The organism is Arthrobacter sunyaminii (assembly GCF_018866305.1).
GTDB lineage: Bacteria > Actinomycetota > Actinomycetes > Actinomycetales > Micrococcaceae > Arthrobacter_B > Arthrobacter_B sunyaminii.
In genome coordinates this window covers 2,672,324-2,696,175 of sequence record NZ_CP076456.1, presented here as the reverse complement: position 1 = coordinate 2,696,175, position 23,852 = coordinate 2,672,324, and the positions used below count along the sequence as shown (strand labels likewise).

The window sequence follows — 23,852 nt, the reverse complement described above, 5'->3', positions numbered from 1 at the left end:
CGCCATAGTTTCCGGTAATGGTATTTCGCCTATATTGGGACAAATCGTCTCCCACTTTAGACGCCGTAATCTCGGTTGTCTCGAGGCTGCACCTCAATATATGACAACGCATCACAGGATCCATCTAGACTATGCTTTGTTCGCCGTTTTTGCCAAGCGATAGTGGCTCGCGAAAATCTGGGAGTACATGCCGATGGTTTCCAACTCGCTTGGGGGCGAAATTTCAATAAACTCTGAAAAGCCGTCTATGTCGGCTGCGTACTTTAGCCACGCGTTTCGATACATGTATAGACACGTCTTGTCGGATTTTGTGTATCCTTCGAGATAACGAAAATCGACAGCACGCCAAGGCTTATTTTGCGTGATGTAGTGGATATTTCTAATAATCGGCTGCTTGTCAGGCGACAGTTGGGGAAGAACAGTTATTCGGGTGTTATAGGTTTCATCTAACCGAGCTACCGGGCTGGGGTCGAGGTACGCGGTGATTGACAAGGCCACCTGCTCGGCCATGTTGACGGCAGTTTCTTGCGATTGGAGCAGGGCATAAATAGTCTTGAACTTGTTGTATGTGTCCTGTTCTACGTATCTGTTGAGATTAATCGCAACGAAACCCGCGTTGAAATAGGCGACTCTTTCTGCGGTAAAGTCCGGAATATCTAGAGCATCCAGGTGGCTTTTCGTGAGACCTTGTTTAGTGAGATCGAGGTCCCAAGCCAAGCCGGTGAAGGTGCTTGCCGGATTGGTTAGTTTCGGAAGTTCGTATTCAGCTAGACACAAAATGTCGTAATCGACTTTTAGTGCATATTCATAGCCCTGCGCTGCGAAGTATAGAGGAGCAATCCAGTTGTAAAATATCTCCTCAGGCCAGCGATTTTCGTGCATAGCTGAAAGGCCAGAGACCGAACCGTGTGTGTCAAATTCGTCCACATCGAGGAATGTTATGTCATGAGCTGCCAGTATTTGCTTCATGCGGTCAGTCAAGTGCTCTGAAGAAAATGACATGTAGTAATCAAACGGGTGCTTATTGTTGTTCTTTTGAATACTGTCAAGTGCAACCAGTGCCGGGAAGAATATATTGTGATCGCCTGCTACAAAAACGGCTATCCGGCCGGTTTTCTTTGCACGGACGAGAGTGGACAAATCAAATAATGGCATTTTGCTCCATCTGTTCGGGTCATGAAAGTCTAACGCCTGATGTTCAATGGAGGAACATAAATTGGTAGCACCATTGCCAAGGTTATGAGACTATGACATCTTTCAAGAGCTTACCTTGGCTATGCCATGCGCTTGTTGTGAGGATGAAGGAATGTTGTAACAGCTAGTACACTCTGCGCAGCAGCGGATCCATCCCCGTAAGGATTCATGGCCTCGGACATGGAATCGAAGTAGTCCCGGTCATGCAGCAGCCGGTTAACTTCGTGAACAATCCGGTCCTCGTCGGTGCCGATGAGTTTCACGACGCCGGCGTCCACAGCCTCCGGCCGCTCCGTGTTTTCGCGCATCACCAGCACGGGAACACCCAGACTGGGTGCCTCTTCCTGGACCCCGCCGGAATCGGTCAGGATGATGTGTGCCAGTGAGAGCAGCCGGGTGAACTCGCCGTATTCCAGCGGCTCGGTGACCAGGATGTTGCCCAGACCGTCCAACTGGGGGAGCACTGCCTCGCGGACCAATGGATTGGCATGGATCGGCAGAACAATGCTCAGGTCGGGCTCGGCGGCAGCAATGCGGGCCAATGCCCGCCCAATACCTTGCATGCCTTCGCCCTGATTTTCCCGCCGATGTGTGGTGACCAGCAAAACCCTGCGGCCGGACTCCGCAAGGTTTTCCAACTCGGGGTCCTTAAAGGGAACATTCTTTTCCACCGTTGCCAGCAGAGCATCGATGACGGTGTTTCCGGTAACCACGATGTCCGCCGGGTTGATGTTCTCCGCCAGCAGGTTCTGCCGGCTTCCCTCCGTGGGCGCCAGATGGAGGGAGGCGATCTGCGACGTGATTTTCCGGTTACCTTCCTCAGGGAAGGGAGAAAAGGGATTCCCGCTGCGCAGGCCGGCCTCCACATGGACCACCGGAATGCCGTGGTAGAACGCTGCCATGGCTGCGGCGGTGGAGGTGGTCGTGTCGCCCTGGACAATGACTGCATCCGGGCGGTTGACGGTAAAGAGTTTGTCCAGCCCGTCGATGGTCCGGGCAAGAATGCCGTTGAGGGACTGGCCGGTCTCAAAGATGTTCAGGTCGTGGTCCGGTTCAATCCCAAACAGGTTGTTCACCTGGTCCAGCATTGAGCGGTGCTGGCCGGTCACTGTGACAAAGCAATCCAGCACGTCAGACTTCTTCAGCGCGGCCACAATCGGCGCCATCTTGATGGCTTCCGGCCTAGTGCCATAAATTGGCATGACAACTGGCATAAATTCCCCGCTTAGCTTGACAACAGCCCGATAACTCGGCTCAGTCTAACCGAAACGCGGTTTAAGAAAATAAGAAGTCGGATCCGTGGCAAATGGAGTACTTCGCGCCTCAGCTCCCCGCGATTACCCGAAAAGGACCAGCAGGATTATCAGCGTGGGAACGGAAAGGCACACCAGGGTTGTCAGCACCAGGGCAACCAGACGCTTCTTCCGGTACGCCCGGTCCTTCTCGGATTGGGGGGCGCGGCTGCCCGCAGCCGGGCGGGGCAGAGGATCGGTGCGCTTGCCCCGCTCTGTATCTGTCGGCGGTCCAAGGGGGGCGTCCCTCATATGTCTTGCCGCGGCAACGTCCGCGTACCGCTTGTTGGCCATCCCTCAACTTTCCCACATTTATGCAAATCGTTATCGGCGGTGCCAAGGCGGCTGCGGTAGAGTTCCTACTGACAAAACCGGCACGCTGGCAATGACGCCTGCGGTCCGGATCAGCGGCGCCAGCACGGAAACGGAATCACTTTGCAGACCAAAATCACCGCGAACGCACAAGCGCTGAAGCGATGGTTGAGCAACGCCGAAGTGTCTCTGGGCAATCACAGTGACCGGCTGAACGCGATCAACATCTTCCCGGTGGCCGACGGCGACACAGGTACCAACCTGTATCTCACGCTTCGCGCCGCCTCCCGCGCCATCGCCGACGTCGACACTGCCGATATCGGTGAACTGCTGGCCATCGCCGGACGCGCGGCCATGGAGGACGCCAAGGGCAACTCGGGCACTCTGCTCTCTGTGTTCCTGACCGCCATGGCTGAACCGCTGCAGGGCAGTACCCGGCTTTCTGCGCCGCTGCTGGCCACGGCTCTTCACCGGGCGCAGCTGCGCTCCTGGTCGGTCCTGAGCGATCCGGTTCCCGGCACGATGCTCTCGGTCCTGGAAGAAGCGGCCCGCGCCGCTATGGATGAGGAAGCCGCCCAATCCGGTGATGACAGCAACGTGGGCCTGGCCGCCACCCTGCGCGCCGTCATGAATGCCGCCCTCGCCGCCGTCGTCAACACCGAACTCCAGCTGGACGCCCTGACCCAGGCCCGCGTGGTGGATGCCGGGGGAGTCGGGTTCCTGCTGGTGCTGGACGCCCTGCGGGCGTCAGCTCTCGGCGAGGAGTTGCAGGAAGAGCTCCTGGACGGCCTGCACGGCTACGATGTGCAGGCCCCGCACATCCATAGCACCATGCCCCGGATGGAGGGGGTGGAAGTCATGTGCACCATCATGCTGAGCCCGCTGGACGCCGCGACGCTCCGCCTGCAGCTGGATGAGGTGGGGGATTCAGTGATCATGAGTGCCGTAAATGCGGTGGGGGAAGGGTACCGCTGGCGGGTGCACGTTCACACGCCCGACGCCGGCACCGCCATTGACCTGCTGCGCACCGTGGGCGAGCCCATGAACCTGACCGTCACGGAACTCTCAGCCGACGGCCACGAAACCAACGAAATCATCAGCGAAATCCACGAGGCCCATGAAGTCTAACGTTCCCCCGGAACTGGACTTCCCGCTCGAACGGCGCATAGGCAAGCCCTCCGCCACCAAGCTAGACAAACACCTGGGCCTGAAAACCGTCGGAGATCTGCTGCACCACTTTCCGCGGCGCTACCTGGAACGCGGAGAGCTGACGCCCATCGCGGAAATCCCCTTCGATGAGGACGTCACCCTCATTGCCAGGGTGCAGAGCGCCAACGCCCGGCGCATGCAGACCCGCAAGGGAACCCTCCTTGAAGTGGTGGTCACCGATGACGCCTCCGGAGCCCTGGGCCAGCTGCACCTGACCTTTTTCAACGGCTGGAACGCGCAGAAGGAACTCACCGTGGGTACCCGCGCCATGTTCTCCGGCAAGGTGGGCGTCTACAAGCAGCAGCTCACGCTGACCAACCCCAACTACGTGGTGCTTGATGACGAGGCCGACGACGAGGAAATGGCCAAGCGCCCCATCCCCGTCTATCCCGCCACCGCCAAGCTCAACAGCTGGGACATCAAAAAGGCGGTGGACCTGCTGCTGGACACCATGCAGGCCGAACAGCTGCAGGATCCCATTCCTGAGCCCATCCGGAAGACGGAGCATCTGCTGGGTCTGGCCGAGGCCTACGAGAAGATTCACCGGCCCGCAGAGATTGGCGAGGCGTACAAAGCCCGCCACCGGTTCCGCTACCAGGAGGCCCTGGTGCTGCAGACGGCGCTGGCCCGCCGCCGCAGCTTCGCAGCCCAGGAAGACGCCACCGCGCGTCCGCCAAAGCCCGGCCGGCTCCTGGACAAGTTCGACGCCGCCCTGCCGTTCACGCTCACCGACGGCCAGTTCACCGTGGGGCGTGAACTCGCCGAGGACCTGGCCCGCCCGCATCCGATGAACCGGCTGCTGCAGGGCGAGGTGGGTTCCGGCAAAACCCTGGTGGCCCTGCGCGCCATGCTCCAGGTGATCGACGCCGGGGGCCAGGCCGCACTGCTGGCCCCCACCGAGGTTCTAGCGGCACAGCACTTTGAATCGATCACCAGGACTCTGGGCCCACTGGGGCAGGGCGGACGGCTGGGAAGCGACGACGACGCCACCCGGGTCACGCTGCTGACCGGATCCATGGACACCGGCGGACGCCGGGCCGCCCTGCTGGATGCCGCGAGCGGCGCCGCCGGCATTGTGATCGGCACCCATGCCCTGCTCTCCGGACACGTGCAGTTCGCGGACCTGGGACTCGTCGTCGTGGACGAACAGCACCGGTTCGGCGTCGAACAGCGGGACGTGCTGCGCACCAAGGGCCGCAGCACGCCGCACCTGCTGGTCATGACCGCCACCCCCATTCCGCGGACCGTGGCCATGACCGTGTTCGGCGATCTGGAAGTCTCTACCCTGACCGAGCTGCCGGCCGGCCGCGCGCCTATCTCCACCTTCATGGCACCGCTGGCGGAAAAGCCGGCCTGGGGCCGGCGCATCTGGGAGCGCGCCCGCGAGGAGATCGACGCCGGGCGGCAGGTGTACGTGGTGTGTCCCAAGATCGGGGACAAGGAAGAAGAGCCGGGAACCGACCTGACCCTGCTGGACTACGGCCCGCCCCCGGCAGGAAAAGCGAACAAACCGGATCTGGCTTCCGTCGCCGAGATGTATCAGCAGCTCTCGGAGGCGCCGGCGCTCGCAGGAGTGCGGATCGGAGTGCTGCACGGCCGGCTGGATCCCGTGGACAAGACCGAGACCATGGCGGCGTTCACCCGCGGCGACATCGACCTGCTGATCTCCACCACGGTCATCGAAGTGGGCGTGGACGTACACAACGCCTCCCTCATGGTGATCATGGACGCCGACCGTTTCGGTATTTCCCAGCTTCACCAGCTGCGCGGCCGGGTGGGCCGCGGCGGCCTGCCCGGCACCTGCCTGCTGGTCACGAGGCTGGAACCCGGGCATCCCAGCCGGGAACGGCTGGAGGCAGTGGCATCCACCACCGACGGGTTTGAGCTCTCCCGGCGGGACCTGGAGTTGCGCCGCGAGGGGGACATCCTGGGCGCCTCGCAGTCCGGGGGACGTTCCACGCTGAAGCTGCTGCGCGCCATTCAGGATGAACCGCTGATTGAAAAGGCCCGAGCCTCCGCCACGGCCCTGGTGGCGGAGGATCCGGACCTGACTGAGCACCCGGCGCTGAACGAGGCGATTGAGGACTATCTGAACCCGGAGAAGGAAGCCTTCCTGGACCGCGGCTAAGCCGTCCGTTACCCCCGGCAGGGCAACTGCCAGTGTCCCGGTTCCGATTCAAAGCCCGATAAAGTGAACCCATGAGCCGCATCATTGCCGGAACCGCCGGCGGAACCTCCCTGACCAGCGTTCCCGGAACAGGAACCCGCCCCACCACGGACCGGGTGAAGGAAGCCCTGTTCTCCCGGCTGGAGTCCTATGACGTCCTCTCCGGCGCCCGCGTGCTGGACCTCTTTGCCGGATCCGGAGCCCTGGGCGTGGAGAGCGCCAGCCGAGGCGCCGTCTCCGTGGACCTGGTGGAGCTCGCGGACAAGGCCGCCGGCACCTGCAAGCAGAACGCCAAACTCATCAACGACGCCGCCGGCCGGTCCGTCGTCAACGTGCACCGAGCCAAGGCCGACACCTACCTGCTGCGCGTTCCGGCGGACGTCACCTGGGACGTAGTGTTCCTGGATCCGCCCTATGACCTGGACGAAGAGGACCTGAACTCCGTGCTGCGGGCCCTGCCCCGGCACCTGGCCGAGGGGGCCGTCGTCGTCCTGGAACGCTCCACGCGCTCACCGGAGCCGGTGTGGCCCGCCGGAATGGAGCGCTTCAGTGAACGCAAGTACGGGGAGACCACGCTGTGGTTCGCGGAGCCGGCGCAGGCAGATGGTGCGGAGGCCGACGACCATGATGCCGGGGATGCACAGGCTGAGGGCGCTTCCTAGGAACCCGACGCGAAGACGTCCAGCCGTTCACCGGTGAGGACGTCGGCCGGATGCGGTCCCGCGGCGAGCAGATGCGCGGTCCAGTCCTCAGGCCAGGGGAAGGCCGTGGCGGCCAGGACAATGTTGCCCGGATAACGCCCGCTGAACATGGACTTCTCTGCCAGCGCAGCGAGTCCCGCGCCGGGAATCCCGGACATCCCCTCCTGCAGGGCGCGGACCTGACGGCGGCAAAAAGCCAGCCCCGGATCGTCGCCCACATTCACCAGCAGCACCCCCGCGGGGGAGAGCAGGGCTGCGGCTTCGGCGTAAAACTCGGGTGTGGTCAGGTGCTCCGGTGCGTCCGCCCCGGCAAAGACGTCCAGCACGATGGCGTCAAAGGACCCCGGCTCCCAGCGGGACAGGGCGTCCCGGGCATCTCCAATGACCGTCTCCAGCACGGTCCCCTCCGGCAACGGCAGATGCGCCAGCACAAAGTCCAGCAGTTCCCGCTCCAGCTCCACGGCCACCTGCTCGGAGCCGGGACGCGTGGCCTGGAGGTAGCGGGTGAGGGTCAGCGCGCCGGCACCCAAGTGCAGGGTCCGCAGCGGTTGCCCGGCGGGGGCGGCGAGGTCCAGCACGTTCCCGATCCGGCGCAGGTACTCGTAGAAGATCTCCTCGGGATGGGCGAGGTTCACGTGCGACTGTTCGGCGCCGCCGATGCTCAGCACCCAGGCGCCGGGGGTGAAGCCGTCTTCAGTAATGGTGGCGTGGGCGCCGATGCCGCGCAGCAGCCGGGACGGGATCTTGTCCGAAGCAGCCATCAGAGCACCTGCCCCAGCTTCGAGATACGCTCGGCGGCTTCCTGCAGCACCTCGGTTTTCTTGCAGAACGCGAACCGCAGCAGTGAGCGGGTCCGGCGGGCGCCGTCGTCGTGGCAGAAGACCGCCACCGGAATGGCGCCCACCCCCACCAGTTCCGGGAGCCGGCGGGCCAGCGCGGTGGCGTCGGTGATCCCCAGGGGTGCGACGTCGGCATTGACGAAGTAGGTGCCCTGCGGTTCAAAAACGGTCAGACCTGCGGCCCGCAGTCCCTCGCTGAGGACGTCGCGTTTGTTCTGCAGGGTCTTGGCGATGCCGGTGAAGAACTCGTCCTCCATCCCCAGGCCGAGGGCGATGGCGCTCTGGAACGGAGTGCCGGAGCTGTAGCTGAGGAAGGACTTCACCGCGCGGACGGCGGCTACCAGGTCCGCGGGTCCGGACAGCCAGCCGATCTTCCATCCGGTGAAGGAGAAGGTCTTGCCTGCCGAGGAAATCGTGAGCGTGCGCTCAGCCGCCCCGGGAAGGGTCGCCACCGGAACATGCCGGGGACCGAATGTGAGGTGCTCGTACACCTCGTCGGTGACGATCACGGCGTTGTACTTGGCGGCAAGCTCCACGATCCGCTGCAGGGTTTCGGCGGGAAACACGGCGCCGGTGGGGTTGTGCGGATTGTTCACGAGTACCACGCGGGTGCGCTCGGTAAAGGAATCCTCCAGGGTTGCCAGGTCCGGCTGGAAATCCGGAGCTCTCAGCGGTGCGGTGGTGTGCGTGGCGCCGCTGAGTCCGATCACCGCCCCGTAGGAGTCGTAGAACGGCTCGAAGGTCAGGACCTCGTCGCCCGGGCCGGTGAGCGCGAGCAGGGCGGCGGCAATGGCTTCCGTGGCGCCGGTGCTGACAATGATCTGGGTGTCCGGATCCAGGGACAGGCCGTAGAAGCGCTCCTGATGAGCGGCGACGGCGTTGCGCAGCACCGGCAGGCCCTGGCCCGGAGCGTACTGGTTGGCACCGGCGCTGATCGCCTCGCGGGCGGCTTCGCTGATGACCGAAGGTCCGTCCTCATCCGGGAAGCCCTGGCCCAGGTTGATGGCGTTGTGCCTGCCGGACAGGACCGTGATCTCCTCGAAGATGGTCACCCCCAGGGCCCCGTCCGGACCGAGCAGATTGGCGCCGGCGGCGGTGCGCTGCCAGGGCGGGGTGCCGGAAGCCGAAGCGGAGCGGAGAAGACTGGTGCGGTCGAGAGAGCTCATGCCTACCAGTATTACCTGCTTGCACCGGGTAGATTCGACCTATGCGACGCGCTGTATGCCCCGGATCATATGACCCCATCCACAACGGACACGTGGAGGTGATCGCTCGGGCCGCCAGCCTGTTCGATGAAGTCCTCGTAGCGGTGTCCACGAATTACGCCAAGAAATACCGGTTTTCCGGGCCGGAACGGCTGGCTATGGCCCGTGAAACCCTCGGCGGCCTGCGCGGCGTGTCGGTGGTGCCTATGGGGGAGGGCCTGCTGGCGGACTTCTGCCGTGAACACGGCGTGAACGCCATTGTGAAGGGCCTGAGGTCGGTGCAGGACTATCAGTACGAGCTGCCGATGGCTGTCATGAACCGACACCTAACCGGCATCGAGACCGTGTTCCTGCCGGCCGAAAGCCGCTACACGCATCTCTCGTCGACCCTGATCAAGGAAGTTTCCTCCCTGGGCGGTGACGTTTCGGAACTGGTGCCCCGCGCCGCGTATCGCCGGCTGTACCAGGAACAGGGCGCTTAGCGGCATGCCGCCGAGGGTCCGCCCGCTCCTCCCGCCCGGGCAGACACCGGAACCCGTGGTCTTCGAGCTGGAATTCCCGGAACTGGCTGGTTCCGGGACGGCGGGCGTCCGGCTTGCGCTGGAGCTCATTGAACTGAACGACGGCGCCGCCGGTCCGCGCACAGCCGTTTCCGTCCGTGCCGTTTCCGTCCGTGCCGTTTCCAGGGCCGGCGGGGGAACGGAAAGCATGTCACCGGATGCCGTCCCCGGCGCGGCGCTGCTCCGTAATGCCCTGCTGGGCGAAGCCGACCTCATCCTTGACGAGGAGTCTCCGGCGGGACCCGGCACCGAGCGCCACCTGATGGCCTACCTGCCGCCGGATGCCACGCCCGAACAGCAGTGGGTGGCACTGGAAGATGTCCGGCGGCGGCTCCCGGCCATGCTGGCACCGTCGGCGGCCGTGGCTTCCGGGGTCCGGCAGGTCCCGGAAGGCTGCGTCAATCTGTTGTGGTGGGATGAGCGCGCGAACTTTGGCGACGCCGTCGGCCCCTGGCTGGTCCGGCAGATCAGCGGCCTGAAACCGGTCAACGGATGGCGGCGGCAGCTGGACGTTCCGCCGCTGCTCACCGTGGGCTCCACGGCGGGCTGGCTGGAACAGGACGGCACCCGGGTGTGGGGCACGGGCCTGATGCGGACGCCGGAGCCCGCGGTAATTGAACGCCTGGCCGGACTGCACGGGGTTCGGGTCCATGCCGTGCGCGGCGCACTCACCGGCGCCGAGCTGCGTTCGCAGCTGGGCTGGACAGTCCCTGAGGTTTACGGCGATCCTGCGCTGCTGCTGCCGCGTTTCATGCCGGTGCCGGACGGGCAGCCGTCCCAAGGGAGGGTGGCGTTGGTGCCGCATCTGGACCACCGCGGATTGCTTCCGGATTCCGGGGACGCAGGCGTCCATGTTGTGGATGCCCGGCAGGGGATGGAACAGGTGGTTCGGGAGATCGCCGGATCCCGGGCCTGCATCTCCAGCTCGCTGCACGGGATCATTGTGGCGCAGGCCTACGGGGTGCCGTGGGTCTGGGTGCGAATCAGCGACGCCGTGATTGCGGGGGACACCTTCAAATTCCGGGACTTCTTCACCACCCTGGAGGAATCCGCCGTCACCCGCGTGGACGTTACCGCCGCCCAGGCCCGCGCGCTGGATCCGGTGCGTCTCGCCCGCCACGCGTCTCTGCCGCGGCTGCGTATTTCGCTGGACGCACTGCAGGACGCTTTTCCGTTGCCGCGGCAGGCTTAGATCGCGCTGGCGCAGGCCGGCCGCAGCAGCGCGGCCGCCAGCCCGCCGGTTTCCTCCACAAACCTGTCCAGCCACTGCTTGGCCGACAGATCCGGTTCCGACGCCACCATGGTGACCTTCGCCGTCGTGCATTGGCTGATGTTGGTTTCCGCCCGCAGCAGGTGATAGCGCGAGGTGACCACAATGAGCTCATCCCAGCCGTTGTCCGCGGCCAGGCGGGCGACGGCGCGGGCCTCGCCGCGCGTGGTCATGGGCTCGGGGAAGAAACAGGTCACGGCGGCGCTGGCGGGGTCCTCGGTGACCGTGTCGCCCGCCATGTAGTCGCAGTACTGATCCGTCATCACGTTTCCCGGGGTCTCCGTGCTGGAGAGGACCAGTTCCGGGGCTGCGCCATCGCGGATCAGCTCCCGCCCCACCGGAAAGCGCTCGGAGGCTGCGCCGGCAAGGACCACCACGGCGTCCGCCCTTACCGGGCCGTCTGCGGAAGCGGCCTGCGGATAGAAGAAGAGGTTGGCGGCGGCGAAAAGCCAGATCAGCAGGACCGAAACCACGCCGCCCACCGCCGCATCCACGCTCCGGGGAACTCCGCGCTGCAGCCGGAGCACCAGACGGTGCGGCAGGGCGCGGAGGGAGGACGGCATTCCGTCAGCCTATGCGAGCAGGACGCCTCCCGGTAAACCGACTGCCGCTTGGCCTGTAAACTGGAATGAGCAGCCCGTGCCCGGCCCGATTTGGTGCCTGGTGCGGCGCAGTTTGAGAGAATCGGCCGTATCAGGCTAAGATGATATGTCGGTCTATGTTCTACAGGAGTTCTCATTAGCGTTCAGTCGCGGATTAATCCGGGTTCGTCGCCCTTGACCATTAGTGTCAAGGATCTCGGGCGCAGCCCGGGAGTCATGCGGACTATGCATGAACATGTTCCGGCACCGAAGGACTTCGGTGTTGCGCTTATCGGCGTGCCGGAAGGAGCAGATCTCGATCTGGACCTGAGGTTCGAAGCCGTGCACGAGGGGATTTTAGTATCCGGAACCGTCATCGCTCCCGTTCAGGGAGAATGCGGACGGTGCCTGAAGCCCATCGCGTACGACGAAGAAGTCGATGTGCAGGAACTCTTCTACTACGAGGACGCTGAGTCTTTCGGAACAGAAGAGGAAGAAGAGCAACACCGGATCGAGCGAGATGTCATCGATCTTGAGCCGGTTTTGCGGGACGCAGTGGTTACCACCCTGCCGTTCCAGCCGGTGTGCCGGGAGGACTGCGAAGGCCTTTGCTCCGAATGCGGAGCGCGCCTTGAGGAGGATCCGGGTCACCACCACCAAACAGTGGATCCTCGCTGGGCAGCCCTCTCCGGGCTGGCTGGCAGCGCCGCAGACAATTCTGCGGCAACAAGTACAGAGTCAGACGAGAGAGAAGAGAGTTAGTCGTGGCTGTTCCCAAGCGGAAAATGTCCCGCTCGAATACGCGTGCACGCCGGTCCCAGTGGAAGGCAACTGCCCCCAACCTGGTGAAGACCGTTGAGAACGGCCGCGTTACCTACAGCCTGCCTCACCAGGCCAAGGTCGTGACCGACTCAGCTGGTACCGCGCTGTTCCTTGAATACAAGGGCCGCAAGGTAGCGGACGTCTAAAACAGTGTTCCTTTCCCGGTGCGGTTCTCCGGACCGGGAGTTGAATACTGCTTTTCGGGTCAGAACCAAAAAGTGAAGAATACTGAAGAGCTTCTGAAGCGTCTCGGTGTCGATATCGACGCCGGGACGCTTCGTCTTGCCCTCACGCACCGCTCCTACGCTTACGAGCAGGGCGGCATCCCCACGAACGAACGCCTCGAGTTCCTGGGTGACTCCATCCTGGGCTTCTCCGTCACCGACGCGCTGTACCGGGACAACCCGGACCTGTCCGAGGGTGACCTGGCCAAGCGCCGGGCCGCCGTCGTCAGCACACGCGCGCTGGCCGGCGTGGCCCGCGACCTTGAACTGGGACAGTACATCCTGCTGGGCCAGGGTGAGAAGTTGACCAACGGCAAGGACAAGTCCTCCATTCTGGCGGACACCACCGAAGCCCTGATCGGCGCCGTCTACCTTTGCCACGGGATGGAAACCGCCCGGGCCATGGTGATGCGCCTGATCGGTCCGCTGCTGCGCAACGCCGACGCCCTGGGCGCCGGCACCGACTGGAAGACCAGCATCCAGGAGATCGCCGCCAGCCGAAAGCTCGGCGATATCCACTACGAGGTCACCGGCTCCGGCCCCGACCATTCCCGCAGCTTTGTTGCCGTGCTCAACATCGGCGACAAGCCGTACGGTTCCGGCGTGGGACACTCCAAGAAGGAAGCGGAGCAGGAAGCTGCCGCCGCCACCTGGAAGATTATTTGCCCCTCAGGCAGCACGGCCGCCGGAGCCTAGCTCCGTGCCCGAACTGCCCGAAGTGGAAGTGGTCCGCCGCGGACTGGCCTCATGGGTCCGCGGCCGGACCATCACCGGCGTCGACATCCTCGATCCCCGCTCCGTGCGGCGCCACGCCGCCGGTCCCGAGGACCTTGTCGGCAACCTTGAGGGTGCGGTGGTCACCGACGTCGTGCGCCGCGGCAAATTCCTGTGGATGCCGCTGGTGGAAGCTTCCGTTGTCGACGCTGTTCAGGACGCGGACGACGACGGCGTTCCCCGCCTGGCGCTGATGGCGCACCTGGGCATGAGCGGACAGTTGCTGATGGAAGATCCGCACCTGCCCGACGAGAAACACCTCAAAGTCCGGTTTACGCTCAGCCCCGCGGTGACTGCCGACGGGACCCCCATGCCTTCCGAGCTGCGCTTCGTGGACCAGCGGATCTTCGGGGGAGTCTTCCTCACCGACCTGCTGCCGACTCCCGACGGAGCTCCCGGCGGTTTGTCCGAGACTGAGCTGCCGCTGATTCCGGAGGAAGCTGCCCATATTGCCCGTGATCCGCTGGACCCGGCGTTCTCCTTTGACGAGTTTTACGCCCGGCTGCGCAGGCGTCGGACCGGCATCAAGCGTGCCTTACTGGACCAGGGCCTGATCTCCGGCGTCGGCAACATCTACGCGGATGAGGCCCTCTGGTCTGCGAAGCTGCACTTTGCCCGGCCGACCGACACCATGCGCCGTGCCGACGCGCTGCGCCTGGTCGAGTCCGCCCGCGATGTCATGACCCGGGCGCTGGCCGCCGGCGGCACCAGCTTCGACTCCCTGTACGTCAACGTCAACGGGGCATCCGGTTACTTCTCCCGGTCCCTGAACGCCTATGGCCGCGAGGGTGAACCGTGTCCCCGGTGTGCCGCCGCCGGGCTCTCCACGCTGATCCGCCGCGATTCCTTCATGAACCGTTCCTCGTACAGCTGTCCGGTTTGCCAGCCGAGGCCCCGCAACGGCCGCTGGTAGGAGCTTTTTACGGCCTGGCGGCTCGCCACTGTCCGTAGTACAGATAACGGGCTTATCAGGCGGACTTAGGCCCGTTATCTGTACAACGGACGCCACCTGCACCCGGTTTCGATCCTTCGTGCAGATCACGGGGCTTTGAAAAATCCTTCGTGCAGATCAGGGGATCAAGATGGCGAAAATCGCCTGAATGAGCCCGTTAGCTGCACGAAGGATTTCGGGACACCGGGAATGAGCCCGTTAGCTGCACGATGAATTTCCGAGAAGCCGCAATAAGCCCGCTAGCTGCACGAAGGATTCCCCGCCAAGTGCAAGCCACCACTCACCGGCCCGGATCAACCGAAGCTAGGCGCCGCGAAGCTCCGCGAGAACGCCGTCGGTGAACGGCGGCCAGACTTCGGCCGCCCAGGGACCGAAGTCCCGGTCCGTGAGGGCGATGGCGGCAGCACCGGCGTCGGGGTCCACCCACAGGAATGTGCCGGACTGGCCGAAGTGCCCGAACGTCCGGGGAGAGCTGTTCGCACCGGTCCAGTGCGGAGACTTGGAATCGCGGATCTCGAAGCCCAGCCCCCAGTCGTTCTCCTTCTGCCGGCCGAAACCGGGAAGGACCCCGGCCAGGCCTGGGAACACCACGGTGGTTGCCTCGGCCAGACGGCCGGGAGCCGTGAGCGCCGGGTTCTGCAGTTCGGCGGCGAAACGGGAAAGGTCGGCCACGGTGGAGACCGCGCCGGCAGCAGGGGAACCCTCCAACGTAGTGGAGGTCATGCCCAGGGGAGCCAGCACACCCTCGCGGAGGTAGTCGGCCATGGAAATGCCCGTGGCTTCCTCCAGGGTTTCGCCCAGCACCTCGAAGCCTGCGTTCGAATACAGCCGCCGGGTGCCCGGTGCGTAGCGGACGGTGCGGTCGGCGAAGTCATACCCGGCCGAGTGCGCCAGCAGGTGCCGCACGGTGGAGCCCTCCGGCCCGGCAGGCTGGTCCAGTTCCAGCGCCCCTTCGTCAAGGGCCACCAGCATGCTGTACGCCGTCAGGAGCTTGGTGACCGAGGCCAGCGGAAAGCGCCGTTCGACGTCGCCATGCGTGCCGGCCACGCTGCCGTCAGCCAGAATGACGGCAGCGGCGGCATGCTCGACCGGCCAGTTCTCAATAACCTTGACGCTGTCCATGGGGTTCCTCTGCAGTGAAGCGGTCGTGACGTAACGGTTGGCTGACGCAGCCGGCGCAGTTAGGCCGAGGCGCCGCCGTAGTGGGCAGCGAGCCGGCGCATGCCGTCCTCCACCGTAACCTCCGGCGTCCAGTCCAGCACTTCGCGGGTGCGGCGCTGGTCAAACCAGTGCGACGTGGAGAGCTGCTCGGCGAGGAAACGCGTCATGGGCGGCTCGTCGTGCACCAGTCCGCGGGTTCCGGCGGCCAGCCAGGCGCGTTCGATCACGGATCCGGCGCCGCGGGCCAGCCAGCCCGGAACACTCCACGCCGGCGGGGTGACGCCGGCGGCGGTGCAGATCCCCGCCAGCAGTTCCCCCACCGGGCGGGGCTCGCCGTTGGTCACCACCAGCGCCTGCCCGTGCGCGTGGTCCATGCGTTCGAGTCCGCGGACAATGGCGGCCGCGGCGTTGGCAATGTACGTGGTGTCGATCAGCGCGGTGCCGCCGTTGAGCAGCGGCAGCCGGCCGGACCGCGCGCGGTCGATGACCCGCTCCACCAGCTGCGTGTCACCCGGCCCCCAGACAATGTGCGGGCGGATGGCTCCCACGCGGAACGACGGCGAATCCTCCGCCAGCGCCAGCAGCTCAGCCGCGGCCTTGGACCGGGCATAGAAGCCGCGTGCCCGCTCGGGGTCGGCCGTACCTGCACCGGCGCCGGCAATGGGCTCACCGAAATGCGCCACCGACGGAGAGGAGACAAACACGAAGTCCCGGACCCCGGCACCCTTCGCCGCATCGATCAGCGTGCGCGTTCCGGTGATGTTGGTGTCCACGAAGTCCTGCCACTCGCCGGTGAAGGAAACCTTCGCCGCCAGATGCACGACGGCGTCCATCCCCGCCACAGCGCGCGCTGCGGCCGCCGGGTCGGCGACGGAGCCGGCGACGGACTCCATACCAACAGTCCCGGTCCCGGACATCGGTGTGCGCTGCAGGGTCCGGACCGTATGGCCCTTCTCCGCCAGCAGCCGGGCCACGGCGCCGCCGAGCAGGCCGCTGGCACCGGTCACCAGGACCCGCCGCGGTGCAGCAGGAGTGGGAACAGAACTCATTTGCGTCCGCCCGTGCCCGGCACCTTGGCGCTTCCGCCGGCCAGGATCGTCTCCGCCCAGCCCGCCAGGGCCGTGCGGTCAATCTTGGAATTATGCCGGATGTCGGTGGGCATGGCCGGCAGCACCAGGACCGCCGCCAGCTCCAGTCCGGCGCCGGCGGCGACAGCGGTCCGCACCGCGGCGGCCAGATCCTGCGGGGCAGTACCGGGACGGCGGACGGGGTCGGTCAGTTCCAGCACGGCCACCGGTACCTGTGCTCCGGCCGGTCCCACGCCGACGACGGCGGCACGGCCCACAGCAGCCACGGACTCCGCGGCCTGTTCGGCGGCGACAGGGGTGACCACGCCGCCGGGCGTGGTCAGGATGTGGCCGAGGCGGCCTTCCACCCAGAGCCGGCCCTGCTCGTCCAGATGCCCGACGTCGCCGGTGCGGTGCCAGCCCGGCAGCGACGAACTCTTGGACTCAGTGATCCACAGGCGGTCGTAGCGGTCCTTGACGTGCGGGGCGGAGACCAGGATTTCGCCGGTGAGGTTCGGCTCCACCAGCGGTGTGTCGCCAACGGTTCCCTCGGGTGACAGGGCGGCGATGGCCACCTGCGCTTCGGACACCGGGGTGCCCACGCAGACACCGTTGCCGGCACCGGCGGCCCGGATTTCGTCCAGGCTGATGTCGGTCACCGGCAGTGCTTCGGTCATTCCGTACGGGGTGTGCAGCTCGGCGTTGGGCGTCAGGGCGGAGACCCGTGCCAGCAGCGGTTCGGGAATGGGAGCTCCGGCGGAGAGCAGCAGTTCCACCTGCTGCAGTGCCTTGCGCTGGTCCTCGGTCAGGTCAGCCGAGGTGGCCAGTACATTTCCCAGAGCCGCCGGAGACGCGAACACGGTGGTCGCGTTGACGGCGGCAGCGGCGTCGGCCAATGCAGCAGCGGTGAGGGTGCGCGGCGAGGTGACGTCCATGTCCGGGGTGACGGACGTGGCGCCCAGCGCCGGACCCAGCAGGGCAAACGGCGCAAACCCGGCCACCAGCGAGGTGCCGGCCCGCAGGTTATAGGTGTTCTTCAGGGCATCGCGCATGGCGGTGAGCTGGCGGTGCGTGTACACCACGCCCTTGGCCGGGCCCGTGGAGCCGGAGGTGAACAGCACGGCGGCATCGGCGTCGGGATCGGTGCGCAGCCACGGCTCGTCGGGGTCCTTGCCAGCCGATGCGTCCTTGCCGGCGGCGATCAGTTCGGGCACGGAGTGCTTGACGCCCAGCAGCCGGGCCTTGGCGGGGGACAGCGTTTCGGCGCTGATCCGGATGCCCGGCCAGCCGAAAAGACGCGCACCGGTCAGGGCACGTTCGATGCCGACGATGTATGCCGGTCCGGCGCCCTTGATAGCGCGGCCCATGCCCTTGGTGCCCAGTCCGGCGTCGGCGACCACGATGACGGCGCCCAGCCGCAGGCAGGCATAAATCAGCGAGGTCAGTTCAATGCCCGGCGGCACGAGCAGGTTGACGCGGTCCCCGGCGCGGACGCCGGCGGCGGACAGCCCGGCGGCCAGCTGGTTGACCCGGGCCGCGAGCTCCGCCCAGGACAGGGTGGCCGGCGGAGTGCCGGCCGGTGCGCCCAGCGGGGCCATGTCGACGACGGCGGGGGAGGAGTCGCCGTCGCGCTCGTCCAGTTCGGCCAGCATGGGCCGGAAGACGGACAGGCCGGCAACATTGCGGTTGCGGATTTCCCGGTTTTCGGTGCCCGGGCCCTTCTCCAGCCAGCTGAACACGGGGGCGGTGATGTCCACGTCTTCGGGCAGCAGGTGGCTGGCACCTTCGAAGCGGTGCACGTCGGCCTGGGGCAGGCGGTCCATCAGGTCCCGCAGGTAGCGGTCCGAGAAGACCGGGTCCTTGGGGCCCCACAGCAACAGCGCGGGCACGTCGAGGCGCTTGATGCCGTCGGCCACCCGGTTCAGGGTGCGCCAGCTCGGATGCGTGGAGTCGGCCGGGATGTCGGCGACAAAGTTGGCGACACCCTTCCGCCGGGCGGAGCCGCGGTACGGTGCGGCGAAGGCGGCCCGTACGTCCGGAGCCAGCGCCGGCTGGGCCAGGGAGTGCGTGACCCGGATGAACGCGTCAGTGGTTTGGGTGCCCCAGCCGTGGACGGCCGGATGCAGGGCAAGGCGCAGTGCGGGCGGCACATCAAAGCCGGCCGGATGCACCGCGGTGTTGGTCAGGATGATCCCGGCGAGCTGGCTGCGGTGCTTCAGCGCCCAGCCCAGGGAGATGACACCGCCCCAGTCATGGCCCACGGTGATGACTTTGCCAGTCAGGCCCATCGCGTCCGTGAGGTCCCCAAGGTCCGTGATGCGGTCCTCGAGCCGGCGGAAGGCGCCGGTCCGGGCGGAGAAGCCCATGTCAAGCTGGTCGACGGCGATGACCCGCCACGGCTGCTCAGCTTCAGAGCCGGCAGCGAGCAGGCTGCGCCAGAGGTAGGACCAGGTGGGGTTTCCGTGGACGCACAGCAGGGTGCCGGCGGGTTCTACGCCGCGGGCGGCCAGCTCCGGGCCGTTGTCCAGCACATGCCACTTGTGAACGGTTTCGGGACGGTCAACGGCCGCCGTCGAGGGCACCTGGACAAAGGAAGACCAGGATTCCGGGACACCGGGCCAGAGCTGCGCTACCACGCAATCTCCATCATGGTGGTGTTCAGGCCCGAGCCCACGCCCATGCACAGCACCCGGTCGCCCGGGTTCAGCGTCCGGGCTTCCTGGGCCAGGGTCATCGGCAGCGATGCCGGTCCCACGTTGCCCCAGCGCGGGAACGTGATGGGAACCCGTTCCCGGACCAGGTCCACGGCCTTGATGATGGCGTTGGTGTACGAGTTGGAGACCTGGTGGGTGACATAGCGGTCCATGGAACGCCAATCCCAGCCCTTGTCATCATGGGCCTCGTTCCAGGCGTCCACCACGAGTTCCAGACCGCCGTCCAGCAGGCCCTTGGTGTCCGTATACATGCCGTCGACACCGCCTACGCACAGTTCATGGTGCTGGGTGCCGGCCCGGGAAACTCCGCCCACAATGCGGTGCGAGCCCGGATGGTCGTCGGCGCGTCCAATCACAGCGGCAGCGGCGCCGGAGCCCAGAGTGAGCGTGGCGAACTCGCGCAGGTAATCCTGGCGGGTGGAATCGGGGCTGTTCAGCCGCTTGAAGGTGGCTTCCTGGGTGCCCTGCGCGTCCTCGCCGGCAACAATCAGGGCGTACTTGATCTGGCCGGATTCGATCATGTTCGCGGCCATGGTGATGCCGTTGACGAAGCCCAGGCACGCGTTGGCCAAGTCAAAGTTCAGGGCGGAGGACGGCAGCCCGAGCTGGTGGTGGATTTTCACGGCCACGGAGGGCTCAAGGTTCCGCCGCGTGACCGAGGTGTTAATTAGCAGCCCGATTTCAGACGGTTCGACGCCGGCCTCGGCAATCGCCTTGGCGCCCGCTTCGATGGCGGCGTCGTCAAAATTGGTCCCGGGGGACCACCAGCGCCGTTCACTGACACCGGCCACCCGCTCCAGCAGCCGTTTGGAGAGCCTTAGCCGTTTCAACGACGGCGCCAGCCGTTCATCGAATTCGGCTGAGGTCATAACTACCGGTGCTTCAACGCTTGTGACGCTGAGAAGAGCCGTGTTGTTGTGCTGGAAGTTGAAGTTCCCGGTCAAAATGCCTGCCTTGTCTCCTGCTGAAGTGATCGCGCTGGCGGGCTGGAGGCAGCCTGCATCCACGGTTTGATTCACTTATTCCTTAGAGAATCCTACGTTCCCCCTGAGGCCAAAGGGACGTGCAGGCCGTGATTACGCTCTGCGAGTACTGCAGTTAAGTCTCAGGCACCAAGTAGATTTAAGGAATCACCCCTCAGTAGGAAAGATTGGCCCCCGTGCATTTGAAGACGCTGACCATGCGTGGATTTAAGTCCTTCGCATCAGCCACCACCTTCGAGTTTGAACCCGGAGTGACTGCCGTGGTGGGGCCCAACGGCTCCGGAAAATCCAACGTGGTGGACGCGCTGGCGTGGGTTATGGGGGAGCAGGGAGCCAAAACCCTGCGCGGCGGGAAGATGGAAGACGTCATTTTTGCCGGCACCAGCGGCCGTCCGGCACTGGGCCGGGCGCAGGTGTCCCTGACCATCGACAACGCCGACGGCGCCCTGCCGATCGAATACTCGGAAGTCACCATTTCCCGGACCCTGTTCCGCTCCGGCGGCTCCGAATATGCCATCAACGGTGCACCGGCCAGGCTGCTGGATATCCAGGAACTGCTCTCCGATTCCGGCCTGGGACGTGAGATGCATGTCATAGTGGGCCAGGGCCAGCTGGACCGGATCCTGCACGCCGGGGCCGATGAACGCCGCGGGTTCATTGAGGAGGCCGCCGGCATCCTCAAGCACCGCCGCCGGCGGGAAAAAACCGTGCGCAAACTGGACGCCATGCAGGCCAACCTTGCCCGCCTGACTGACCTCACCTCGGAGCTGCGCCGCCAGCTGGGGCCGCTGGGCAAGCAGGCCGCCGTCGCCCGCCGTGCCCGCACCGTGCAGCAGGACGTCCGCGACGCCCGGGCCCGGCTGCTGGCCGATGACCTGGTGACACTGAACAACGCCATGGCCCGCGACGCGGCAGAGGAGGCCGAGCTCCTGGCCCGCCGGGACAAAGCCGCCGCCGCGCTGGCTGCCGCCCGGGCCCGTCAAGCAGAGTTGGAGACCCTCGCCGCGCAGGCCACCCCGCAGGTCAATGCCGCCCGGGACACCTGGTATGCGCTGTCTGCCCAGCGGGAACGGTACCTGTCCCTGATCGCTTTGGCACAGGAACGGCGCCGGCTGCTGGGATCCTCGGACCACCGGGAAGACTCCGGACAGGATCCGGAACGGCTGCAGGCGCAGGCCGAGCGGGTCCGCGCCGAGGCCGGCGCACTGAAGCAGGCAATCGAGGAACGCCGCATCGCCCTGGCGGAGGCCGAACAAGTCCGTGCTGCAGCGGAGCAGGATGCCGCCGCCGAAGAACAGCGCCTGGCTGCCGTGCTCCGGGCGGCAGCGGACCGCCGCGAAGGCCTGGCCCGGATCGCCGGAGCCGTGGGCTCGGCCCGCTCCCGGGTGGATGCCGCCGAAGCGGAGCTGGGCCGGCTGCGTGCTTCCATCAGCGCCGGAGAGGAGCGCCGCCGGCAGGCACAGCAGGAATTCACCGTGCTGGAGAACTCCGCAGCGGGAGCTGAGGAGAGCGAAGAGAGCCTGGACGCCGAGTACGAAGAAGCGCAGGCCGAGCTGGACCAGGCCAACGCCGCACTGGAGGAGCTGCGCCGCACCAAGCAGGAGGCCGACCGGGAACGGGAAACCCTGACCGCCCGCCGCGACGCCCTGCGGGTGGGCCTGGACCGCCGGGACGGTTCCGCCATGCTGCTGGAGGCCGGCGTGGAGGGCGTGCTGGCCCCGCTCGCCGCGCAGCTCACCGTCCGGACCGGATATGAACGCGCCGTTACGGCGGCCCTGGGTTCCGCGGCGTCGGCGGTTGCGGTGGCCGATACTGCCGCTGCGGTCCGCGCCCTGGCCCACCTCAAGGAGGCCGACGGCGGGCAGGTGGATGTGGTGCTGGCGTCCGTTCCGGCGGGGGAGACAGATGCTGCTTCCGGGCGGCCCGCACCGGTTGAGGGAGCGGTCTGGGCCCTGGACGCCGTTGACGCGCCCGAGGAGCTGCGTCCGGCACTCGGGTGGCTGCTGAAGGACACACTGGTTGTGGCGTCCCTGGCCGATGCGGCCGAGCTGCTGGTGGAACATCCCGAACTCACCGCCGTGACGTCCGGCGGGGACGTTCTGTCGGTGTTTTCCGGCCGGGGCGGGTCCGCCTCAGCCCCGGGGCTGCTTGAACTGCAGGCCTCAGTGGAGGAAACCGAGGCGCGGATCCGGGCTGCCGCGGCCCGGTCCGAACAGGCCGGGTTTGCCCTGGCCGGAGCTGTGGCCCGTCGGAACGCCGCCCAGCAGCGCACCGATGAGGCCCTGGCCGGGCTGCATGATTCCGATGCCCGGCTCGCCGCCGTCGCGGAGCGGCTGGGAACGCTGGGTTCGGCGCTGCGCTCCGCCGTGGGTGAATCTGAACGGTTGAAGCAGCTCGTCACCGCGGCCGAGGCCAATCTTGCGGCGGAACAGGAAGCCCTGGCAGCTGCAGCGGCACGCCTGGCTGCAGCAAGGGAGGCGCCGGCTGAGGCGGAACCGTCCACGGAACAGCGCGAGGCCCTGGCGCTCGCCGCAGCGGCTGCCCGGCGGGCGGAAACCGAGGCGCGCCTGGCCCTGCGCTCAGCTGAAGAGCAGTACAAAGCCGTGGCAGGCAGGGCAGCAGGCCTGGAACGCGCGGCGGACAGCGAACGCCGTGCCCGCGCCGCCGCAGAGGTGCGCGCCCGCCGTCGTGCCCTGCAGGCCGCGAAGGCCACCGCGGTGGCGGAAGCCGCGCAGACCGTGCTGGCCTACCTCAACGTGTCGCTGGAAACGGCAGCAGCCGAGCGGGGCTCCGCCGAAGCGGTACGCACCGCCTGGGACGCGGAACTGGCGCAGGTCCGGACGGCAGCAGCCAGCGCCGCCGCTGAGGTAGCCCGGCTGACCGACTCGGTGCACCGCGATGAACTGGCCCGCGCCCAGCAGCAGCTGCGCGTGGAGGCCGTGGAGACCCGTGCCATCGAGGAGCTGGGGATGACACCGGAACATCTCGTGGCGGAGTTCGGGCCGGACCAGCCGGTTCCGGTGCCGGTCGGCCCGGACCCCGGTGCGGCGGAGGCGTCCGGCGACAAATGGGCTGCCCTGCACGCGCCGGTGGACGAGGACGGAAATCCGCTCACCACCGGTGTCCCTTACAACCGGGCGGCACAGGAAAAGCGGCTCAAGCAGGCCGAACGCGACCTGGCCGCCCTGGGCCGGGTCAATCCGCTGGCCCTGGAGGAGTTTGCCGCACTCGAGGAGCGGCACACGTTCCTCAGCACCCAACTGGAGGATCTGAAGGCCACCCGCCGGGATCTGCTGGACATCATCAAGGATGTGGACCGGAAAGTGGAGGAAGTCTTCACCGCGGCCTACCGGGACACGGCCGAACAGTTTGAGCGCGTGTTCGCCACCCTGTTTCCGGGCGGTGAGGGCCGGCTGGTCCTGACGGATCCGAGTGACATGCTGACCACCGGCATCGAGATCCAGGCCCGGCCCGCCGGCAAGAAGATCAAGCGGCTGTCGCTGCTCTCCGGCGGGGAGCGGTCCCTAACCGCGGTGGCCCTGCTCGTGGCGATCTTCAAGGCGCGGCCCTCACCGTTCTACGTCATGGACGAAGTGGAGGCGGCGCTGGATGACACCAATCTGGGCCGGCTCATCACCATCTTCGAGGAGCTGAAGGAATCCAGCCAGCTGATCGTCATCACGCATCAGAAGCGGACGATGGAAGTCGCTGATGCACTCTACGGGGTGACAATGCAGGGCGACGGCGTCTCCACCGTGATCAGTCAGCGGCTGGACAAGGACAAGGACAAGGCCGCCGGCTGACGCTGTCTCTGCCGACACTCGG

The 23,852-nt window shown here is 66.0% G+C and carries 20 protein-coding genes; 10 read left to right on the top strand and 10 right to left on the bottom strand.

What is annotated here, in order from left to right; translation table 11 throughout:
• Window positions 1-129: 129 nt before the first annotated feature.
• The 3 genes from KG104_RS12165 to KG104_RS12155 all read right to left on the bottom strand — a co-directional run bounded on the left by KG104_RS12165 (window position 130) and on the right by KG104_RS12155 (window position 2,780).
• Window positions 130-1,155 (bottom strand): glycosyltransferase, encoded by a 1,026-nt coding sequence (locus tag KG104_RS12165; protein WP_207347151.1) that lies wholly within the window; start codon window positions 1,153-1,155, stop codon window positions 130-132.
• A 119-nt stretch (window positions 1,156-1,274) separates the two neighbouring features.
• Window positions 1,275-2,408 carry a non-hydrolyzing UDP-N-acetylglucosamine 2-epimerase gene (gene wecB, locus KG104_RS12160; RefSeq protein ID WP_207347150.1) on the bottom strand — a complete coding sequence of 378 codons (1,134 nt, stop codon included), beginning with the start codon at window positions 2,406-2,408 and terminating at the stop codon, window positions 1,275-1,277.
• A gap of 123 nt (window positions 2,409-2,531) precedes the next feature.
• Window positions 2,532-2,780, bottom strand: coding sequence for a hypothetical protein (locus KG104_RS12155; RefSeq protein WP_207347149.1), 249 nt, complete (start codon window positions 2,778-2,780; stop codon window positions 2,532-2,534).
• 174 nt (window positions 2,781-2,954) lie between these two features.
• Here KG104_RS12155 and KG104_RS12150 point away from each other — a divergent pair, with 174 nt between their 5' ends.
• The 3 genes from KG104_RS12150 to rsmD all read left to right on the top strand — a co-directional run bounded on the left by KG104_RS12150 (window position 2,955) and on the right by rsmD (window position 6,836).
• Window positions 2,955-3,926 carry a DAK2 domain-containing protein gene (locus tag KG104_RS12150; protein ID WP_207347204.1) on the top strand — a complete coding sequence of 324 codons (972 nt, stop codon included), beginning with the start codon at window positions 2,955-2,957 and terminating at the stop codon, window positions 3,924-3,926.
• Entirely contained in the window at window positions 3,916-6,135 is a 2,220-nt protein-coding gene (locus tag KG104_RS12145) for an ATP-dependent DNA helicase RecG (RefSeq protein WP_207347148.1), read from the top strand. Before KG104_RS12150 ends, KG104_RS12145 begins: the two co-directional genes overlap by 11 nt.
• 71 nt (window positions 6,136-6,206) lie before the next feature.
• Window positions 6,207-6,836 (top strand): 16S rRNA (guanine(966)-N(2))-methyltransferase RsmD, encoded by a 630-nt coding sequence (gene rsmD, locus KG104_RS12140; protein WP_207347147.1) that lies wholly within the window; start codon window positions 6,207-6,209, stop codon window positions 6,834-6,836.
• On the opposite strand, the gene KG104_RS12135 is transcribed toward rsmD, so the two are convergent.
• Window positions 6,833-7,636, bottom strand: a complete 804-nt coding sequence (locus KG104_RS12135) for a spermidine synthase (protein ID WP_207347146.1) — start codon at window positions 7,634-7,636, stop codon at window positions 6,833-6,835. The genes rsmD and KG104_RS12135 overlap by 4 nt on opposite strands.
• Window positions 7,636-8,880, bottom strand: coding sequence for an aminotransferase class I/II-fold pyridoxal phosphate-dependent enzyme (locus KG104_RS12130; RefSeq protein ID WP_207347145.1), 1,245 nt, complete (start codon window positions 8,878-8,880; stop codon window positions 7,636-7,638). Before KG104_RS12130 ends, KG104_RS12135 begins: the two co-directional genes overlap by 1 nt.
• Window positions 8,881-8,921: 41 nt before the next feature.
• Between KG104_RS12130 and coaD the strand changes: the two genes are divergently transcribed.
• Both coaD and KG104_RS12120 read left to right on the top strand, forming a co-directional pair.
• Entirely contained in the window at window positions 8,922-9,401 is a 480-nt protein-coding gene (gene coaD, locus KG104_RS12125; protein WP_104053817.1) for a pantetheine-phosphate adenylyltransferase, read from the top strand.
• 4 nt (window positions 9,402-9,405) lie between these two features.
• Entirely contained in the window at window positions 9,406-10,671 is a 1,266-nt protein-coding gene (locus tag KG104_RS12120) for a polysaccharide pyruvyl transferase family protein (protein WP_207347144.1), read from the top strand.
• On the opposite strand, the gene KG104_RS12115 is transcribed toward KG104_RS12120, so the two are convergent.
• Entirely contained in the window at window positions 10,668-11,312 is a 645-nt protein-coding gene (locus tag KG104_RS12115; protein ID WP_207347143.1) for a YdcF family protein, read from the bottom strand. The genes KG104_RS12120 and KG104_RS12115 overlap by 4 nt on opposite strands.
• A gap of 213 nt (window positions 11,313-11,525) precedes the next feature.
• Here KG104_RS12115 and KG104_RS12110 point away from each other — a divergent pair, with 213 nt between their 5' ends.
• From KG104_RS12110 to mutM, 4 genes are all read left to right on the top strand, one after another.
• Window positions 11,526-12,092 carry a YceD family protein gene (locus tag KG104_RS12110; RefSeq protein ID WP_104053820.1) on the top strand — a complete coding sequence of 189 codons (567 nt, stop codon included), beginning with the start codon at window positions 11,526-11,528 and terminating at the stop codon, window positions 12,090-12,092.
• A gap of 2 nt (window positions 12,093-12,094) precedes the next feature.
• Window positions 12,095-12,298: a 50S ribosomal protein L32 gene (gene rpmF / locus KG104_RS12105; RefSeq protein WP_055240805.1), complete on the top strand. Its 204-nt coding sequence runs from the start codon at window positions 12,095-12,097 to the stop codon at window positions 12,296-12,298.
• 72 nt (window positions 12,299-12,370) lie between these two features.
• Entirely contained in the window at window positions 12,371-13,072 is a 702-nt protein-coding gene (gene rnc / locus KG104_RS12100; RefSeq protein WP_207347142.1) for a ribonuclease III, read from the top strand.
• 4 nt (window positions 13,073-13,076) lie between these two features.
• Entirely contained in the window at window positions 13,077-14,063 is a 987-nt protein-coding gene (mutM, locus tag KG104_RS12095) for a bifunctional DNA-formamidopyrimidine glycosylase/DNA-(apurinic or apyrimidinic site) lyase (protein ID WP_207347141.1), read from the top strand.
• Window positions 14,064-14,405: 342 nt separating this feature from the next.
• Here the strand turns inward: mutM and KG104_RS12090 are convergent, their stop codons facing one another.
• The 4 genes from KG104_RS12090 to KG104_RS12075 are packed head-to-tail and all read right to left on the bottom strand — an operon-like array spanning window position 14,406 to window position 19,988.
• Entirely contained in the window at window positions 14,406-15,224 is an 819-nt protein-coding gene (locus KG104_RS12090; protein ID WP_207347140.1) for a serine hydrolase domain-containing protein, read from the bottom strand.
• A 59-nt stretch (window positions 15,225-15,283) separates the two neighbouring features.
• Window positions 15,284-16,312 carry an NAD-dependent epimerase/dehydratase family protein gene (locus KG104_RS12085; protein ID WP_207347139.1) on the bottom strand — a complete coding sequence of 343 codons (1,029 nt, stop codon included), beginning with the start codon at window positions 16,310-16,312 and terminating at the stop codon, window positions 15,284-15,286.
• Complete coding sequence (locus KG104_RS12080; protein WP_207347138.1) at window positions 16,309-18,966, bottom strand: alpha/beta fold hydrolase; 2,658 nt, start codon at window positions 18,964-18,966, stop codon at window positions 16,309-16,311. The genes KG104_RS12085 and KG104_RS12080 overlap by 4 nt, the downstream gene beginning before the upstream one ends.
• A complete protein-coding gene (locus tag KG104_RS12075) occupies window positions 18,960-19,988 on the bottom strand; it encodes a 3-oxoacyl-ACP synthase III (RefSeq protein WP_104054770.1) in 1,029 nt (342 codons plus the stop codon). Before KG104_RS12075 ends, KG104_RS12080 begins: the two co-directional genes overlap by 7 nt.
• Before the next feature lie 215 nt (window positions 19,989-20,203).
• Between KG104_RS12075 and smc the strand changes: the two genes are divergently transcribed.
• Window positions 20,204-23,830 carry a chromosome segregation protein SMC gene (gene smc, locus KG104_RS12070; protein ID WP_207347137.1) on the top strand — a complete coding sequence of 1,209 codons (3,627 nt, stop codon included), beginning with the start codon at window positions 20,204-20,206 and terminating at the stop codon, window positions 23,828-23,830.
• The last annotated feature ends 22 nt before the right edge of the window (window positions 23,831-23,852 follow it).

Bases quoted from the DNA above. Each gene is read 5' to 3' on its own strand.
- KG104_RS12165 (WP_207347151.1), bottom strand. From the start codon at position 1,155: ATGCCATTATTTGATTTGTCCACTCTCGTCCGTGCAAAGAAAACCGGC.
- wecB (WP_207347150.1), bottom strand. From the start codon at position 2,408: ATGCCAGTTGTCATGCCAATTTATGGCACTAGGCCGGAAGCCATCAAG.
- KG104_RS12155 (WP_207347149.1), bottom strand. From the start codon at position 2,780: ATGGCCAACAAGCGGTACGCGGACGTTGCCGCGGCAAGACATATGAGG.
- KG104_RS12145 (WP_207347148.1), top strand. From the start codon at position 3,916: ATGAAGTCTAACGTTCCCCCGGAACTGGACTTCCCGCTCGAACGGCGC.
- rsmD (WP_207347147.1), top strand. From the start codon at position 6,207: ATGAGCCGCATCATTGCCGGAACCGCCGGCGGAACCTCCCTGACCAGC.
- KG104_RS12135 (WP_207347146.1), bottom strand. From the start codon at position 7,636: ATGGCTGCTTCGGACAAGATCCCGTCCCGGCTGCTGCGCGGCATCGGC.
- KG104_RS12130 (WP_207347145.1), bottom strand. From the start codon at position 8,880: ATGAGCTCTCTCGACCGCACCAGTCTTCTCCGCTCCGCTTCGGCTTCC.
- coaD (WP_104053817.1), top strand. From the start codon at position 8,922: ATGCGACGCGCTGTATGCCCCGGATCATATGACCCCATCCACAACGGA.
- KG104_RS12120 (WP_207347144.1), top strand. From the start codon at position 9,406: ATGCCGCCGAGGGTCCGCCCGCTCCTCCCGCCCGGGCAGACACCGGAA.
- KG104_RS12115 (WP_207347143.1), bottom strand. From the start codon at position 11,312: ATGCCGTCCTCCCTCCGCGCCCTGCCGCACCGTCTGGTGCTCCGGCTG.
- KG104_RS12090 (WP_207347140.1), bottom strand. From the start codon at position 15,224: ATGGACAGCGTCAAGGTTATTGAGAACTGGCCGGTCGAGCATGCCGCC.
- KG104_RS12085 (WP_207347139.1), bottom strand. From the start codon at position 16,312: ATGAGTTCTGTTCCCACTCCTGCTGCACCGCGGCGGGTCCTGGTGACC.